10 protein-coding genes and 1 pseudogene are annotated in these 15,008 nt (G+C 72.5%); 6 read left to right on the top strand and 5 right to left on the bottom strand.

Annotation, left to right across the window (positions count from 1 at the left end; translation table 11 throughout):
- Positions 1 to 22 precede the first annotated feature (22 nt).
- Positions 23 to 1,684, bottom strand: coding sequence for a PucR family transcriptional regulator (locus tag A3IC_RS0136435; RefSeq protein WP_245599768.1), 1,662 nt, complete (start codon positions 1,682 to 1,684; stop codon positions 23 to 25).
- Between the two features lie 466 nt (positions 1,685 to 2,150).
- Here A3IC_RS0136435 and A3IC_RS65660 point away from each other — a divergent pair, with 466 nt between their 5' ends.
- Genes A3IC_RS65660 through speB form a run of 3 tightly spaced genes read left to right on the top strand, consistent with a single transcriptional unit; the run spans position 2,151 to position 4,427 of the window.
- Complete coding sequence (locus A3IC_RS65660) at positions 2,151 to 2,576, top strand: cytosine permease (protein ID WP_020555018.1); 426 nt, start codon at positions 2,151 to 2,153, stop codon at positions 2,574 to 2,576.
- 1 nt (position 2,577) lies between these two features.
- Positions 2,578 to 3,468 (top strand): nitrilase-related carbon-nitrogen hydrolase, encoded by an 891-nt coding sequence (locus tag A3IC_RS0136425; RefSeq protein WP_020555017.1) that lies wholly within the window; start codon positions 2,578 to 2,580, stop codon positions 3,466 to 3,468.
- Positions 3,465 to 4,427, top strand: a complete 963-nt coding sequence (gene speB / locus A3IC_RS0136420; protein ID WP_020555016.1) for an agmatinase — start codon at positions 3,465 to 3,467, stop codon at positions 4,425 to 4,427. The genes A3IC_RS0136425 and speB overlap by 4 nt, the downstream gene beginning before the upstream one ends.
- Before the next feature lie 194 nt (positions 4,428 to 4,621).
- Here the strand turns inward: speB and A3IC_RS65655 are convergent.
- Positions 4,622 to 5,029 (bottom strand): annotated as a pseudogene (locus A3IC_RS65655) (aldo/keto reductase); the annotation flags it as partial.
- Between the two features lie 384 nt (positions 5,030 to 5,413).
- Between A3IC_RS65655 and A3IC_RS0136410 the strand changes: the two are divergent.
- Complete coding sequence (locus tag A3IC_RS0136410; protein ID WP_169400956.1) at positions 5,414 to 6,235, top strand: SAM-dependent methyltransferase; 822 nt, start codon at positions 5,414 to 5,416, stop codon at positions 6,233 to 6,235.
- A 214-nt stretch (positions 6,236 to 6,449) separates the two neighbouring features.
- On the opposite strand, the gene A3IC_RS0136405 is transcribed toward A3IC_RS0136410, so the two are convergent.
- The gene (locus A3IC_RS0136405; protein ID WP_020555013.1) at positions 6,450 to 8,756 is read right to left on the bottom strand and encodes a glycosyl hydrolase family 18 protein; all 2,307 of its coding nucleotides are present in this window, start codon (positions 8,754 to 8,756) and stop codon (positions 6,450 to 6,452) included.
- Between the two features lie 227 nt (positions 8,757 to 8,983).
- Positions 8,984 to 9,775, bottom strand: coding sequence for a dienelactone hydrolase family protein (locus tag A3IC_RS0136400; RefSeq protein WP_020555012.1), 792 nt, complete (start codon positions 9,773 to 9,775; stop codon positions 8,984 to 8,986).
- A 584-nt stretch (positions 9,776 to 10,359) separates the two neighbouring features.
- On the opposite strand from A3IC_RS0136400, the gene A3IC_RS0136395 reads away from it, so the two are divergent.
- The gene (locus tag A3IC_RS0136395) at positions 10,360 to 10,896 is read left to right on the top strand and encodes a hypothetical protein (RefSeq protein ID WP_020555011.1); all 537 of its coding nucleotides are present in this window, start codon (positions 10,360 to 10,362) and stop codon (positions 10,894 to 10,896) included.
- Positions 10,897 to 10,987: 91 nt separating this feature from the next.
- On the opposite strand, the gene A3IC_RS0136390 is transcribed toward A3IC_RS0136395, so the two are convergent.
- Positions 10,988 to 12,160 carry a MalY/PatB family protein gene (locus tag A3IC_RS0136390; protein ID WP_020555010.1) on the bottom strand — a complete coding sequence of 391 codons (1,173 nt, stop codon included), beginning with the start codon at positions 12,158 to 12,160 and terminating at the stop codon, positions 10,988 to 10,990.
- A 307-nt stretch (positions 12,161 to 12,467) separates the two neighbouring features.
- Here A3IC_RS0136390 and cas3g point away from each other — a divergent pair, with 307 nt between their 5' ends.
- On the top strand, positions 12,468 to 14,984 hold the full coding sequence (cas3g, locus tag A3IC_RS0136385) for a type I-G CRISPR-associated helicase/endonuclease Cas3g (protein ID WP_158696224.1): 2,517 nt from the start codon (positions 12,468 to 12,470) through the stop codon (positions 14,982 to 14,984).
- Positions 14,985 to 15,008 lie beyond the last annotated feature (24 nt).

The following is a 15,008-nucleotide window of genomic DNA, read 5'->3' as shown; positions in this document are numbered from 1 at the left end:
GGCGCCGGGGGACGGCGCACGATCAACCGGGACTGTCGCGGCGGATGCGGGCCGCCAGCCACAGGTCGAAGCGATCGTCGCCGTCCTCGGGGCGCCGGCCCGCCAATCGCATCGCCTTGTCCACCCGATTGCGCACGGTGTGCCGATGCACGTCCAGGCGGCGACTCGTCTCGTCCCAGGACCCGCCGGTCTCCAACCACGTGGCCAGCGTCGCGACCAATTCGCCGCTCGGGTCGGCCGCGTCGATCGGCCCCAGCACCGCGTCCGCGTAGCCGGCCAGCGTGCGGGCGTCGGCCAGACCGAGCAAGAGTCGGCTCGCGGTGCCGTGCCGGGCCTCCACCGGTTGTCCGGCGGCCCGGCTCACCGCGAGCAGGCCGCGCGCCTGGCGGATCGAGGACCCGGCCGCCTCGGGCACACCGGCCGGGCCGATGCCCGCGGGCCGACCGGGCGCGAACCGGCCCAGCACGGCCCGTACGTCCAGCTCCGCGCCCAACACCGCCTCCACCGCACCGCCGACCACCCGGACCAGACCACCGGGCAGGGCGAGTGCCAGGTCGGCGGCGAGCTCGGCGGCGTCGGCCCGCGCGGTGTCCGCGGCCGTCGGGTCCGCCCGCGCCGGATCGGCGTCCGGGCCCACCACCACGCCGCGCACCTCCTCGGCCGCCAGCCCCGCGGCGGCCAGCACGTCCCGCGCCTGCTCGGCGGTGGTGCCCGAGGCGAGCAGCCGGCCCAACAGCGCGGCTCGCCGGCGCCGAACCGGCTCGTCGGCCAGGTGCCGACGCTCCAGCTCCAGGGACAACAGCGACACCAGGCCGGACACCAGCAGCCGGGCCGCCGACTCGACCGGACCGGCCAGCACCAGCAACCCACGCAGCCGCCGGGCACCCAGCGGCTGCACCTCCACCCGCACTCCCTTGGCGCCGCTGCTGCTCCCGCTGCCGTGCAGGCCCCGCGCGGCCACCCGGTGGATCAGGTCGGTACTCGCCGCCAGCAGCGCCACCGCGTCCGCCGAGCCGTCCGCCCCCGGTGCGTCGGGCGGCCTGGCCAGACTGTCCGCGACCAATCGGCCCACCGGGTCGGCGACGATCGCGTCCACCCCGGTCGCCGCCCGCCACGCGCGCAGCGTGGCCAGCACACCGTTGCCGGAGGCGGCGGCGCTGGTCAATCGGCGCTGCGCCTCGAACGCGTGCTCCAGGGCCAACCGCTGCCGGGCGGCCAGGGCCTCGAACACGGCCTTGGTGACCGCGATGAAGGGCACCTCGTCGGGAACGGTGAGCAGCGGCAGACCGGCCGCCCGGGCGGCCCGCACCAGCGGTCGCGGCGCCCGCTGGTGCGGCAGGTCCCGGCCCAGGCCCAGCGCGAGGGCACAGGCGCCCGCGCCCGCGACGTCGCGCACGTACGCGGTGCAGTCCGCATCGGTCATCGGCAGGAGCAGGCCGATCGTCATGAGCAGCTCGCCGCCCTGGAGCCAGTGGCCCGGGGTGAGCAACTCGGACACGTGCGCGGCCTCGACCCGCCGATCCAGGTGCTCGGCCCCGGAGGCGACCGCCAGGTGCAGGTCGGGCAGGGCGACCAGATCGGAGATCCGCAACACTCCGGAGAAATCGGGCATCGTGGATCGACCGGTGGGCACGGTGGGCACGGTGGGTGGAGTGGTCGACGAGGGCACGGACGACGAGGGCATGGACATAGTGTCCACCCATCCGGATCAGATTCGACACGATATCGATCGTTTACGGTGGTTAACCGGGCGTACCTTCAAGCGTCATCCCACCGACCACGCGTCGTCCACCGACCGTCGTCCCCGACGCGTCGACCGCGCAGGACCGCAGGAGGGCCCATGGACGCCACCAGGCCACCGCGCGCGGCCCCCGCCACCGGCGGCCTCGCCGCCCGCTCCGCCGTCGCGCCTTCGGCGACCGGTCCGGTCACCGCCGGCCTCCGCCCCGACGCCGCCGGGCGCGCTGGCGGCGTGGCCATCGAGACCCGCTCGATCGACTACGTACCGGCCCGGGAGCGGCACGGCAAGGTGTGGCACCAGGGCCCCTTCCGGTTCACCGGCAACTTCGTGCTCACCACGATGGTCACCGGCTTCATCGGCCCCGCCCTGGGCCTGGGCCTGGGCTGGTCCGCGCTCGCCGTGGTGCTTCGTGGTCGCGATCGTGCTCCCGGACGACTACCTGGGCAGCTTCAACGACTTCGTGCTCATGATGCTGTCCTTCCTGATTCCGTGGACCGCGGTCAACCTGGTGGACTTCTACCTGGTTCGCCGGGGCCACTACGCGGTGACCGCGATCTTCGACCCGCGCGGTATCTACGGCCGCTGGTCCTGGCGCGGCCTGACCGCGTATGTGGTCGGCTTCGCGGCGATGATTCCGTTCTTCAAGACCAGCTTCTTCACCGGCCCGGTGGCCGACGCGCTCGACGGCGCGGACCTGTCCTTCGTGGTCGGCCTGCTGGTCGGCGGGGCGCTGTACGCGTGGTTGTGCCGCGACCTGGACCTGACCGCCGAGCGGGCGGCGGAACGCGCGAGTGCGGCCGAACTCGAAGGCGCGGACGCGCCGTTGGGGATGTGACATGACCGAGACCGTGGTGGCCTGCGCGCAGCTCGCGCTGTCCGTCGGCGACGTGGCGGGCAATCGCCGGGCCGCGCTGGCCGCGATCGAACGCGCCGCCGAGGCCGGTGCCGACGTGCTGGTGCTGCCCGAACTGGTCAACAGCGGCTACGTGATGCGCGACGCGGCCGAGGCGGCGGCGCTCGCCGAGCCGGTGGACGGGCCGACCGTGACGGGCTGGGTCGAGGCGGCCCGTCGATACGACCTGATCGTGGTCGGCGGCTTCGCCGAGCGCGATGCCGACGGGGCGATTCGCAACTCGGCGGTGCTGGTCGACCCGAGCGGGGTGCGGGTCTGCTACCGCAAGGCGCACCTGTGGGGTCGCGAGGCGGAATTGTTCGTCCCCGGACGGGAGTTGCCGCCCGTGGTGGACACTACCGCGGGTCGAATCGCGGTGTTGGTCTGCTACGACGTGGAGTTCCCCGAGTGGGTGCGCTCCGCGACGCTGCGCGACGCGGAGCTGCTGTGCGCGCCGGTGAACCGGCCGTTCGCGCCCAGGCCCGCCGGCGAGCGGCCCGCGGAGGACATCCGGGTGCAGGCGAACGCCGCGGTGAACCGGGTGTTCATCGCCGCGTGCGACCGCGCCGGACCCGAACGCGGCACCACATGGGTCGGCGGCTCGATCATCGTCGACCCGGACGGCTTCCCGCTCGCCGGACCACCCGCCGAGGACGCCGAACACCTGCTGCCGGCCCGCTGCCGGCTCGCCGAGGCCCGAGACAAGCGAATCGGCGCACACAACGACGTGTTCGCCGACCGCAGACCGGAGTTGTACGGGTCGATCCTGGCCGCTTCCCTTACCGACCCGACCGTTGCCAATGATCGCCCCACCACCGAAAGGACCGAGCGATGACCGGCGCTCCCCAGGGCCCCATCGACGCCACACGTGTACCGCGCTTCGCGGGACCCACCACCTTCGCGCGCCTGCCGCGTGCCGACGAGGTCGAGCACGTGGACGTCGCGGTGGTCGGTGTTCCGTTCGACAGCGGCGTGAGCTACCGACCCGGCGCCCGGTTCGGCCCCGCGCACGTGCGTGCCTCCTCGAAGCTGCTGCGGCCCTACAACCCGGCCCTGGACGTGTCGCCGTTCGCCGAGCAGCAGGTCGCCGATGCGGGCGACATCGCGGTCAACCCGTTCGACATCGGTGCCGCGATCGCCGATCTGGAGCAGGCGGCCCGCGCGTTCTCGGCGCGCGGCACCCGGTTGCTGACCATCGGCGGCGACCACACCATCGCGCTGCCGCTGCTGCGCGCGGTGGCCGCCGAGCACGGTCCGGTCGCGGTGGTGCACTTCGACGCGCATCTGGACACGTGGGACACCTACTTCGGCGAGCCGTACACCCACGGCACGCCCTTCCGCCGGGCGTCGGAGGAGGGCCTGCTGGACCCGACCCGCTGTCTGCACGTGGGCATCCGGGGGCCGCTGTACGGCCCCGACGACCTGCGCGAGGACGGCGTGCTGGGCTTCCAGGTCGTGCACAGCGACGACTACCAGGACGCCACGGTCGCCTCGGTGGTGGAGCGCATGCGCCGCCGGCTCGGCACGGGGCCGGTGTACGTCTCGGTGGACATCGATGTGCTCGACCCGGCGCACGCGCCCGGCACCGGCACGCCGGAAGCGGGCGGTCTGACCAGCCGGGAACTGCTCAACACGCTGCGCGGTTTGGTCGGCCTGGACGTCGTCGGCGCGGACATCGTCGAGGTCGCGCCCGCCTACGACCACGCGGAGCTGACCGGCATCGCCGCCGCGCACGTCGGATACGAACTGCTGTCCGTGCTCGCCCGCAACCGCCGCGACGGCCTGCCCGGCTGAGGCTCGGGGCGCACCCGGGTGGCCTTGCGCGGGAGGCGCGGGTGCGCGGGTGCGCGGCGACCGCTCACGGGGGCGGTCGCCGCGCCCGCGTCCCGCGCGAGCCGGCAGCGCACGGTGGAGGCCCGCGGCCTTGGTGCGGAAGCGGGGGTCGTGGATCGGGCGGGCGGCGGCAATGGGCAGGGCAGCCAGGCCGACTCCCGGAGGCGGAGATCGCTCGCCGCGAGGTTCTCCTCCAGATGATCCAGCGAGCCGGTGCCCGGAATGGCCAGCGCCGACGGCGACTTCGCCAACAGCGAGGCGATCGCGACCTGCGCGGTGGTCGCGCCCAGGCGTGCCGCGACCCTGCCGAGCCGTTCGGCGTCGAACGGGCCGCTGCCGACGCCGCCGCCGAGCGGAAAGTACGGCACATACGCGATGCCCGCCTCCTCGCACTCGGGCAGCAACCCCGTGTCGCCGGTGTGCCGGTTCTGCACCGCCGTGACGGGCGCGATCCCCCGGGCCTCAGCCAGTTGGGCGGCGTCGACGTTGCTGACACCCAGGTTCCGGATCAGTCCCTCCGAGCGGAGCTCGGCCAGGACCGCGAACCGTTCGGCAATCGACTCGCAGCTGATGGCCGACCTCGAGGCCGACTCCCGCTTCCAGGCGGGGCTGCGTGCAGGTGAGTTGGGGCTGTCCCACTGAAACGAGGGTGATCGCGGGCCCTTCGGCAGTCTGCGTGCCCGAGCACGCCCGAGCACCCCGTACCACATGGCCAACCGCCACGTCCCCGAAGAACGTTCGGCGGCGACCATCAAGGCAGCGCCCGCCCGACACCAAGGACGCGGGTGGGGTTCGGAGCGCAGCTCGTGTTGTAACAGTCGCGGTACGGAGTCGGCGGGGCGTGGCCGGCTGCGTGTGCGGCGGATAATCTCCTCTGCGCGGGCCGTCCCGTGGGGGTGACGTTGCGTCGGATCCGGTCGGGGGGAAACGTGTCGGACGAGTGGCGGGTGCCGTCGAACGACGAGGCCGACGACTGGCCGGAGACCCCCGGCGTCGATGTGGGTGTGCCCAGTGTCGCGCGGGTCTACGACGCGGTCCTGGGCGGCAAGGACCACTTCGCGGTGGATCGGGCGATCGCCGACAAGGCGATGGCCGCGATGCCCAACGCCCGGGTCGGCGCGGGGCTGAACCGGGCGATCCTGGAGCGCGGCGTGCGGTACATGGCCGAGTGCGGCATCGACCAGTTCCTCGACCTGGGTTCGGGGCTGCCGACCGTGCGCAACACCCACGAGGTGGCCCAGGAACACAACCCCGAAGCGCGGGTCGTCTACGTCGACAACGATCCGATCGTGCTCGCGCACGGGCGCGCGCTGTTGGCCGAGAACGACCGTACCCGCGTGGTGACCGCCGACGTGCGCGACGCCCGCGGCGTGCTCTCCCGACCGGAGGTCGTCGAACTCCTGGACTTGAAGCGGCCGGTGGGCCTGCTCCTGGTCGCGGTGCTGCACCATCTCGCGGACGAGGACGACCCGGCGGGACTGGTCCGGGCCTACCGCACGGCGTTGGCTCCCGGGAGCTTCGTGTTCATCACGCACTTCAGCGATGCCACGCCCGAGGGACGCGAGTTGGAGCGGCTGTTCCTGTCCACTCTGGGCAGCGGCCGGTTCCGCAGCCGGGAGACCGTCGAGAGCTTCTTCGAGGGCACCGAACTCGTCGACCCGGGCGTGGTCTTCCTGCCGCGCTGGCGCCCGGACGCGCCGGTGACGGACGACTCGGCGTACGCGGGCCTGACCATGATCGGTGGCCTGGGCCGCGTGCCGGACGCGTGAGGGGGCGGGTCGCACGCGCCGCGGTCGAGGTCGGTGCCGGCCGCGGCTGGCGATGAACGCCGGAGCCCGACCCGGTGGGGGCCGGGGACCGCGTCCGCCGAAGACGGCCGTACCGCCGCCCGGTGTCGACCGGGAGGCGGTACGGGGCGTGCGATGTGAGGTGTGCGATGTGCGGCCGGGTGGCCTCCCGGTGCGGGGCGTGGAGACCGCCGGGCTATTTGAGCCCGTTGTCGAGTGCGGTGATCAGGGTCCCGTTCGAGGTGTCGCCGGACATCTCCCAGATCATCGCGCCGAGTAGGTTCTTGGACTTGAGGTAGGCCGTCTTCCGGGCGATCGACCAGGCGTCGTCGAACGTCCACCACTGGCCGCCGGCTCCGGTGTAGCCGTAGGTCGAGACGGATTGTTCGTCGTGGTGGACGGTCAGATTGGGCACACCGGCCAGCAGGTTCGAATATCCCCTGGTGCCCGCCTCCTCGGCGAACTGACCGGGTGCGGCCCCGCCCGCCGCCTGCCATTCGCCGTGTGCGCCGCCGTCGGCGACCGCCTGCCAGCCTCGGCCGTAGAACGGGAATCCGATGGTGAGCTTGCGCGGATTGACGCCGGCATCGGTGTAGATCTTCACCGCGTCGTCGATGCTGAAGTGGGTCGGATACGGGTCCTGGGCGTCGGTGTACAGGTTGGCCTGATCACCGGTGCGGTTGGGCTCCCACGAGTTGTCGCTGCCCGCGCCGTGGAAGTCGTAGCCCTGGATGTTGGCCACGTCCAGGTAGTCGAAGATCTTCGAGGTGTCCCAGCCCTGGTTCACCTTGACCGGGTCGGCCGGGGTGAACGCGGTGAGCAGCTTGCGCGGCCCGGGAGTCGCGTCGAGCTGCTTGCGGAACTCGGCGAGCAGCAGGGTCAGGTTCTGCTTGTCGTTGACGTTGTGGTGGTTGCCGGCGTGGCCGTCGGGCGAACCGGGCCACTCCCAGTCCACGTCGATGCCGTCGAAGATGCCGGCGCCGGTGCCCGGGCCGCCCGCGCCGTTGTAGGCCGGCAGGTCGCCCTTGATCCAGATGTCGATGCAGGACTTGACCAGCTTCTGCCGCGATGCCTCGGTGGCCGCCGCGTCCGAGAAGAACTTGGAGTAGGTCCAGCCGCCGAGCGAGACCACCACCTTCAAGTGCGGGTATTTCGCCTTGAGTTGCTTGAGCTGATTGAAGTTGCCGCGCAGCTTGGCCCAGCCGTCGTCGGCCACCCCGTTCACCGACTGCGCGGCCGACATCGGGCGGGCGTAGTCGGCGTCCGCGTCGCCCGCGCCGGTACCCTGGTCGGGGTCCTGCGGGTTGGCGGTGGTGCCCTTGGTGACGCCGGCCATGCAGGTCAGGTTGACCGGATCGATGTTCTCGAACGCGTAGTTGATCACGTCGAGCTTGGCCGCCGACCCGGAGGTGTCCAGGTTCTTGACGAAGTACTGCCGGCCGTAGATGCCCCACTGCACGAAGTAGCCGACCCGCAGGTTCTTGCCGGTGCCCGCGATGTCGTCGGTGGTGACGTCGAGCGCGTTGGAGGCGGGGGAGGAGTTGTCCGCCGCGTCCCGGGCCTTGACGGTGAACGTGTACTTGGTGACGGGGGACAGGGCCTCGATCGTTGCCGTGGTGGTGCCCGCGGGAACGGTCTTGGCCAGGGTGCCGTCGCGATAGACGTCGTACGCGGCCACGCCGACGTTGTCGGTCGACGCGTTCCACGCCAGCGCGACGGTGGAGGAAGTCTTGCCGGTGGACCGCAGGTTGCCGGGCGCGGTCGGCGGGGTCGGATCGCTCGCCGGGTCCACGGTGGTCACCGTGGCGGGCGGGCCGAGCGGGCCGAGATTGCCTCGGGTGTCCTTGGCCCGGACCGCGTAGGTGTACGCGGTGGCCGGGGTGAGGCCGGTGAGGGTGGCCGAGGCGGTCGGCACGGTCGCGACCGTGGCGCCGCCGGAGAGCACCTCGTAGCCCGCCACCGGGTAGTCGCCGCCGGTCGCGGCGGTCCAGCCGATCGCGATCGAGTGCGCGGTGACGGTGGTGGCGTGCGGTGCGCCGGGCGCGGAGGGTGGGATGTCGGGCGAGCCGTCGCACTTGTCGCCGTTGACGGTGCAGTGCGTGGGCGGACCGGCCGGGCCGTTGCCGACGAACCAGTAGCTGAACGGGTCGGTGCTGCCGCCCGCCGCGACGGTCCCGTTGTAGTAGGCGTTCTTGACCGAGACGTGGCTGCCGGTCACCGTGGCGTCGCCGTAGTAGTTGCCGGTCACGGTGACGCCGGGCGGCAGGTCGAACTCCAGTTGCCAGCCGGTCACGGCGGCGGTGCCGCCGTTGTGGACGACGTAGGTGCCCTTCCACCACGAGCCGTTGTCCTGGATGGAGAACGTCGCGGTGAGCTTTCCGGCGGCCTGTGCGACACCGGCGTTCAGGCCGGTGAGCACGGCCAGGGGCAGGACGAGGACGGCGAGCAGGGCGAGCGCCCGGCTCCGAAATCTGTTGCGGAATATGCGCTTGTGAGGGGACATGGCTCTCTCCCTGTGTACGTGGAACAGGGCGGTACGGAACCGTGCACGCGCGCGCCTCACCGGGGTGATCGCGGTCGGCGAATGGGGACATCGACCGCGACCAGGAAGCAGTCGCCGGGCAGATTGGTCTGGACCAAAATGCCTATTGGAAGATAATTGGTCTGGACCAAAACGTCAACAGTTGATGTTTGCCGAATCGCCGAACGCGCCCGGGACGTGCCGTGGACTCAGTCGGCGGGCCGCTTCGCGTGTGCCGCCAGGAAGTTCAGCACCCGATGCCAGGCGTCGGCGCAGGTCGCCGCGAACCGCGACTCGCCGGCGCCGAGTTCGAAGAAGCCGTGCGTCGCGTCCGGGTAGGTGACGAACTCGTGCGGGCAGCCGGCTTCGGTCAGCGCCGCGTCGAACTCGGCGACCGCCTCGGCCGGAATGTACGGGTCCGCGCCGCCCCACAACGCGAGCACCGGAGCGGTGAGTTCGGGGGCGAGCCGGGTCGGTCCGGGGGCGCCTTCGAGGGTGCCGGGAAAACCGTAGAAGCCGATTGCCCCGGCGGTGCCGAATCGCGGCGCGGCGGTCCGGAACGCCTGGCGTCCGCCGAAGCAGAACCCGAGCGTGACGATCGCCCGCGCGCCCTCGGTGCGAAGTCGATCCGCCGCCGCGGTGATGTCCGCGTCGAGTCCGGCCGGGGTCAGCCGGGTCAGATGCGGCATGAGCTGCTCGGGCGCTGAGAAAGCCTCGGCGCGGTCGCGATATTCGGCGCCTGCGGTACGGCCGAAATAGTCCGGGGCGAGTGCGGTATGGCCCTGTTCGGCGAGTCGTCCGCACAATGTCGCATAGAAGCCGGACAGGCCCCGGTTGTCGGGAAGCACCACGACCCCGACCCCCGACGGGTGTTCCGGGACGGCCAGGAAGGCACCGAAGTCGGAGCCGTCGGCCGAGGTCAGCGTCAGTGGACCGGCTACGGCCGGCGCGGCCCCCGCAGGCCCGTGGGCGGGTGGGACGGCGTCGAATTCATGGCACACGAAGAAATTCCTCGCAGATCTCGTCGGGAGGTGAATGCCGGCGGTTCGCGTGCGGTCGCAACGGTCCGCGATCGAAAGCGCTCGGCATCGACGATATTAGCGAGAAATAGAATTCTTGTGTGTCATCATATCAGATTCGAATTAATTCCAAAAGATATCCAACGCAAAATCATGATCAATTCATAACCGGCAACGGCGCACGATGGCGGGGGAGTTCGGCGCGAATTCGAGGCGGGCGTGCGGTTCGGGAGATCGCGTCGGTTGCGGCTCGGTGCGGAGACTCAGGATGCGGAGCAGGTGGGTGCGGACGGTGTGGGCGACCCTGGTCACCGACGCCTACCGCGCGGCAACCCGCGCCCGCCGCGCTGCGGGGCTTCGGCCACTGCGCGGCCGGCGCCGAGGTGGCCCAGGTCCCGTCCTATTTCTCGAACGGGTGCGCACCGCGATGACGCTCGCCTTCCCCGGGCAGGAACCGGCTCTCACCGAACCGGGCCGCGCCTTCGGGGGCGCCGCCCGCGAGCCGCGTGGTTGGACTACCGTGCTGTCCGGCGGGGTGGGCGGATCATCGAGAACGGAAGCGGACGTTGAGCGAGGAAGAACCCAATCGGCCGGCGGACTCCGACGCGGTGGAGGCGCGGATCCGGGCCGGACACGAGCTGCGCACCGAGCCGCACCCCGACCGGGCCGGGCACCCCGACGCCGAGCCCGACCCCGATGCCGAACCGGACACCGCCCCGGTGCTCGCGTGGTGTACGTGCCTGCTGTGGCGCTCCCGCCTGCCGTGGCCCGCGCACGAGCACCGGCGCGCCTTCGACATGCACCTCGCCCAGGTCCGCCGCGCCGCGTCGATCCTGCCCGCCGGCCTGCTCGACGGCCGCTTCGCGTGTCTGCCGTGCGCGGACGAGGCCGCCGCACTCGCGGTCGCCGAGACCTGGATCGACCTTGGCAGCGCACGCAGCCGACTGTTCCTGGATGGCAGCGTGGTCGTGATCGCCTTCGCCGACGTGCAGTTCCCCACCGAGGTCGCGCTGTGGGCGCTGCGCCACGACCACACCGATGCGTCCGCCGTCCACCTCCTGCACGCCCTGGAGTACGCGGCCCGGCGGCACCCACCGCAGTGACGGCGCGGCCCGCGCACCGACGGCGCGCCGCCTCGGCAGCGGCGGTCGAGCCGTCGGTCGGTCGGCCGCTCGCGCGACGATCGAGCGCGGATCAGATCGAGGCGGCCATCCGGCGGACCGCTTCGGTGACGATGTCGGGATGCGTGGCCAGATTGAACCGGGCGTGTCCCGCACCGCCGGTGCCGAAGCCGGTACCGCAGGTGAGCGCGACCCGACCCCGCTCCAGGAAGTGTGTCGCCGGGCTGTCGCCCAGGCCCAGCTCGCGGCAGTCCAGCCAGGCCAGATAGGTGCTCTCGGCCGGGGTGTAACGCACCCCGGGCAACTGCTCGGCGAGCAGTCGGGCCAGCAGCAGCCGGTTGTCGGCGAGCCCGGCCAGGAGCGCGTCGAGCCAGGCCACGCCGTCGCGCAGGGCGGCGGTGTGCGCGATCACCCCGACGTGGCTGGGACCGTCGGCCACCTCCACGGGCAGCCGGGCCAGGTCGTCGGCGGCGGCCGGGCCGGCCACGGCGAGCGCGGCCTTGAGGCCGGCAAGGTTCCAGCCCTTGGACGCGGACATCAGCGACAGGCCGCTCTCGGCGCCGGGCACGCGCAGGTAGGGAACGAACACGTCCGGTGGGGCGAGCGGCGCGTGGATCTCGTCCACCACCACGCGCACCCCGTATTCGGTGGCCAGCGCGGCCACGGTGGTCAGCTCGGCCTCGGTGTGCACCGTGCCGGTCGGGTTGTGCGGGTTGCAGAGCAGGTAGGCGACCCGTTCGCCGGTCGCGGTCGCGGCACGGAACGCCGCCTCCAGGACCTCGAAATCGATCCGGTGATCCGTGCCGAGCGGGGCCTCGACGACCTGCCGGTCCATGTGCGTGACGAACATGAAGAACGGCGGATAGACCGGCGAGTTCACGATCACCCGACCGCCGGGGTCGGTGACCAGCTTGAGCATCTCGACCACGCCGAGCATCACGTCCGGCACGATCGCGGTGCGCTCCACAGCGAGGGTGCGCCAGTCCCAGCGCTTGGCCGCGAAGTCGGACAGGGCCCGGGCGTAGCCGGTGCCCGACGCGTAGCCGGTGTCGCCCAGGCGGACCGCGTCGATGATCGCCCGGGCGACCGGCTCGGCCAACGGGACGTCCATCTCGGCGACCCACACCGGGAGCACGTCCTCCGGGTAGGCCCGCCACTTCTCGCTGGTGCGTTGCCGCAGCACGTCGAGCGAAAGCACGCGCAACGGGTTGACGTTCTCGGATATGTGCTCCGGCGGACTCTCCATGCGTCCCACCATAGGCGACGCTCCCGACGAGGCCGGCGGACGCCGCGTCGGGCCGCACGAGCGCGCGCCGAGCGGCCCGGGGAGCGCGCCGAGGGCCGCGTGAGCACCGCCGAGCGCCCGCGAGCGCGCCGACCGGAACCGCCCCGATCACCGGGTGTCGCCGGCCGGCGACGGCCACCGGCCGACAGGAGGCACGGACCGCATCCCCGGCGGTCGGATCAGGGGATGTGCCCACCGATGTCGGCACGGGCCGGCAGGATGCTCGGTGTCCGGCTGCGTGCCGGGCGTCGGGGTGCGGGGGTACCGGATGGCCGAGCGTTCTTTCGTCGAGTTCGTGCGTACGGCGACGGGATCGCCGCCGTACGCGTACCAGGAGACGCTGGCCCGGGACGAGTTGCCGCAGGTGTTGTGCGCGCCGACCGGTTGCGGGAAGACGGTCGCGGCCGTACTGCCCTGGTTGTGGCGGCGGTTGGCGCATCCCAAACGCGCGGTGCGCCGGGCCACCCCCGGCCGGCTGGTCTACGCGCTGCCGCTGCGTTCGTCGACCGAGCACACCCATCGCCTCGTCGTCGAGTGGATCGAGCGACTCGGTCACGGCGCCGACGTCGACGTGCACGTGTTGTCCGCCGGAGCCGAACGCGAGGCCGACGACTGGCAGGTGCGGCCCGCCCGCCCGGCCGTCTTCGTCGGCACGCAGGACGTGGTGTTGTCCCGGTTGCTGATGCGCGGCTACGGTGAGGGGCGGGCGTCCTGGCCGCTTTCCTTCGGACTGCTGCACGCCGGATCCCAGTTCGTCTTCGACGAGCCGCACCTGATGGGCCCGGGGCTGGAGACCTCAGCGCAACTACAGGGTCTGCGCGACGAGTTGGGGACAGTCGGCGGCTCGGCGACAATGTGGATGTCGGCGCTCGCCGATCCCACCCGACTGGGCACCCCGGACCATCCGACGGTCGCTCGCGTGGTGAACGCGCTCGACCTGCCGATCGGCGCCGAGTTGGCCCGACACCTGGACGCGGCGCGAACCGTCGAGTTCGCCGCCATGCCCACCGACGCCGAGTCCTACCCGGCGGCGGTGGCGGCCGAATTGCTCCGCCGACACCGTCCCGGGACGCGCACTCTCGCGATCGTGAACACGGACGAACGGGCCTGTGCCGTGCGGGCATCGCTCGAACGGATCGTGGTCGGACGGGCGGCCGCACCGGAACTGCTCGGCCTGCACGCGCTGCTTCGCCCGGCCGAACGCGCCGCATTGGTCGAGCGATCGACCCGGGAGCCGGCCGCGGCCGGACAGATCGTGGTGGCCACCCAGGTCGTGGAGGCCGGCGTCGACATCAGCGCGCGGGTGCTGCTCACCGAGCTGGCCTCGTGGCCCGCCCTGGTGCAGCGGGCCGGGCGATGCAACCGGGACGGCCGGGAGCCGGACGCGCGCCTGCTGTGGATGTGGCCACCGACGGACGGGTCCACCGGGACGCACCACGCGCCCTACTCGGAGCCGGAACTGCGCCGCACGGCACGGGCCTTGATCGGCCTGGAGGGGTGCGCGGTGACCGGCACCCGGTTGGCGCGGACGCCGATGGGCGCGGACACCCCGGTGCGGCACGTACTGCGCCGCGCGGACCTGCTGCGGCTGTTCGACACGCTGCCGGGCGCCGAGTCCGACCCGGTCGAGGGCGCCGACGAGGTGGCCCGATGGGTCCGCGACGACGGCGATCCGCACGTCGCGGTGACCTGGCGGCACTGGCCGAACGGCCGTCCCGGGGAACGCGAACCGTACCCTTGCCGGGTGGAGATGTGCCCGGCGCCGGCGATCGAGGTGGCCGTCGCGGCGGCCCGGCAGCCGGACCGGTGGTGGACCTTCGATCGGGCCGGCGGATGGCGGCCGCTGACCGCGGACGACCTGCGGCCGGGCGCGGTGGTACTGGCCGACGCCACGGCCGGTTGCTACGACGTGGCTTCGGGCTGGGGACTGCGCCATCCCGGTCCGGTGCCGGTCGTGCCGCTCGACGACGCGCCGAGCGCGGCCGAGGAACCGGCGATGCCGTGCGCGCAGCGCTGGATCGACCTGCCCCGGCACCTGGCCGACGTCGAGCGTGATGTGCGGGTGGTGGCACAGGAGTTGGTCGAGACCGGCTTCGTGATCCCCGGGCACCTGGTCGAATCGGCGGCCGTCGCCGGTCGGTACCACGACCTGGGCAAGGCGCACGACGCGTTCCAGGCGATGTTGTGCGACGACTGCCCACCCGGCGCCGAACCACCGGGCCCGGGCCCATGGGCGAAGTCGGGCCACGACGGGGGGCGCCACTCGCGAGCACATTTCCGCCACGAACTGGTCTCCGCACTCGCCCTTCTGCACCCGGACGTGCATCTGCTGAACGACGCGGCCGATGCCGAACTGATCACCTACCTGGTCGCCGCCCACCACGGGAAGGTCCGGGTGTCGGTGCGGCCGATGCCGGACGAGGTCGAGCGCACCGTGCCGCGCGTGCTCGGCGTCGAGGCCGGTGACCGGTTCGGCCCCGTCGAGTTGCCCGGTGACCGGTGGGTGCCCGCGATCGTGCTGGATCCGACGGTGCTCTTCGCCGACGCCGGGGACGGCTTCCGGGCCGAGTCCGGTCCACGGGCCGGTGACGGTGCCCGACCGGGTGCCGCGAGCGGTCCGTCGGCCGGGGCCGCAGGCCGGTCGGCGGCCTGGACCGAGCGGGTGTTGCGGCTGCGCGACGCTCCGGGCATGGGGCCCTTCCGGCTCGCCTTCCTGGAGGCCCTGGTCCGGGTCGCCGACCGCCGGGCCAGTCGCTCCTACCGGCTGCCGGCCACATCGCATTGACCGGCCGGCCGCCTCCGCCTGCCG

This window comes from Embleya scabrispora DSM 41855, assembly GCF_000372745.1.
Lineage (GTDB): Bacteria > Actinomycetota > Actinomycetes > Streptomycetales > Streptomycetaceae > Embleya > Embleya scabrispora.
This window is presented reverse-complemented; position numbering and strand designations above follow the sequence as displayed.

What these genes read in the sequence shown, in the direction of transcription:
- A3IC_RS0136405 (WP_020555013.1), bottom strand. Translation starts at nt 8,756, where the DNA reads ATGTCCCCTCACAAGCGCATATTCCGCAACAGATTTCGGAGCCGGGCG.
- A3IC_RS0136435 (WP_245599768.1), bottom strand. Translation starts at nt 1,684, where the DNA reads ATGCCCTCGTCGTCCGTGCCCTCGTCGACCACTCCACCCACCGTGCCC.
- cas3g (WP_158696224.1), top strand. Translation starts at nt 12,468, where the DNA reads ATGGCCGAGCGTTCTTTCGTCGAGTTCGTGCGTACGGCGACGGGATCG.
- A3IC_RS0136390 (WP_020555010.1), bottom strand. Translation starts at nt 12,160, where the DNA reads ATGGAGAGTCCGCCGGAGCACATATCCGAGAACGTCAACCCGTTGCGC.
- speB (WP_020555016.1), top strand. Translation starts at nt 3,465, where the DNA reads ATGACCGGCGCTCCCCAGGGCCCCATCGACGCCACACGTGTACCGCGC.
- A3IC_RS0136425 (WP_020555017.1), top strand. Translation starts at nt 2,578, where the DNA reads ATGACCGAGACCGTGGTGGCCTGCGCGCAGCTCGCGCTGTCCGTCGGC.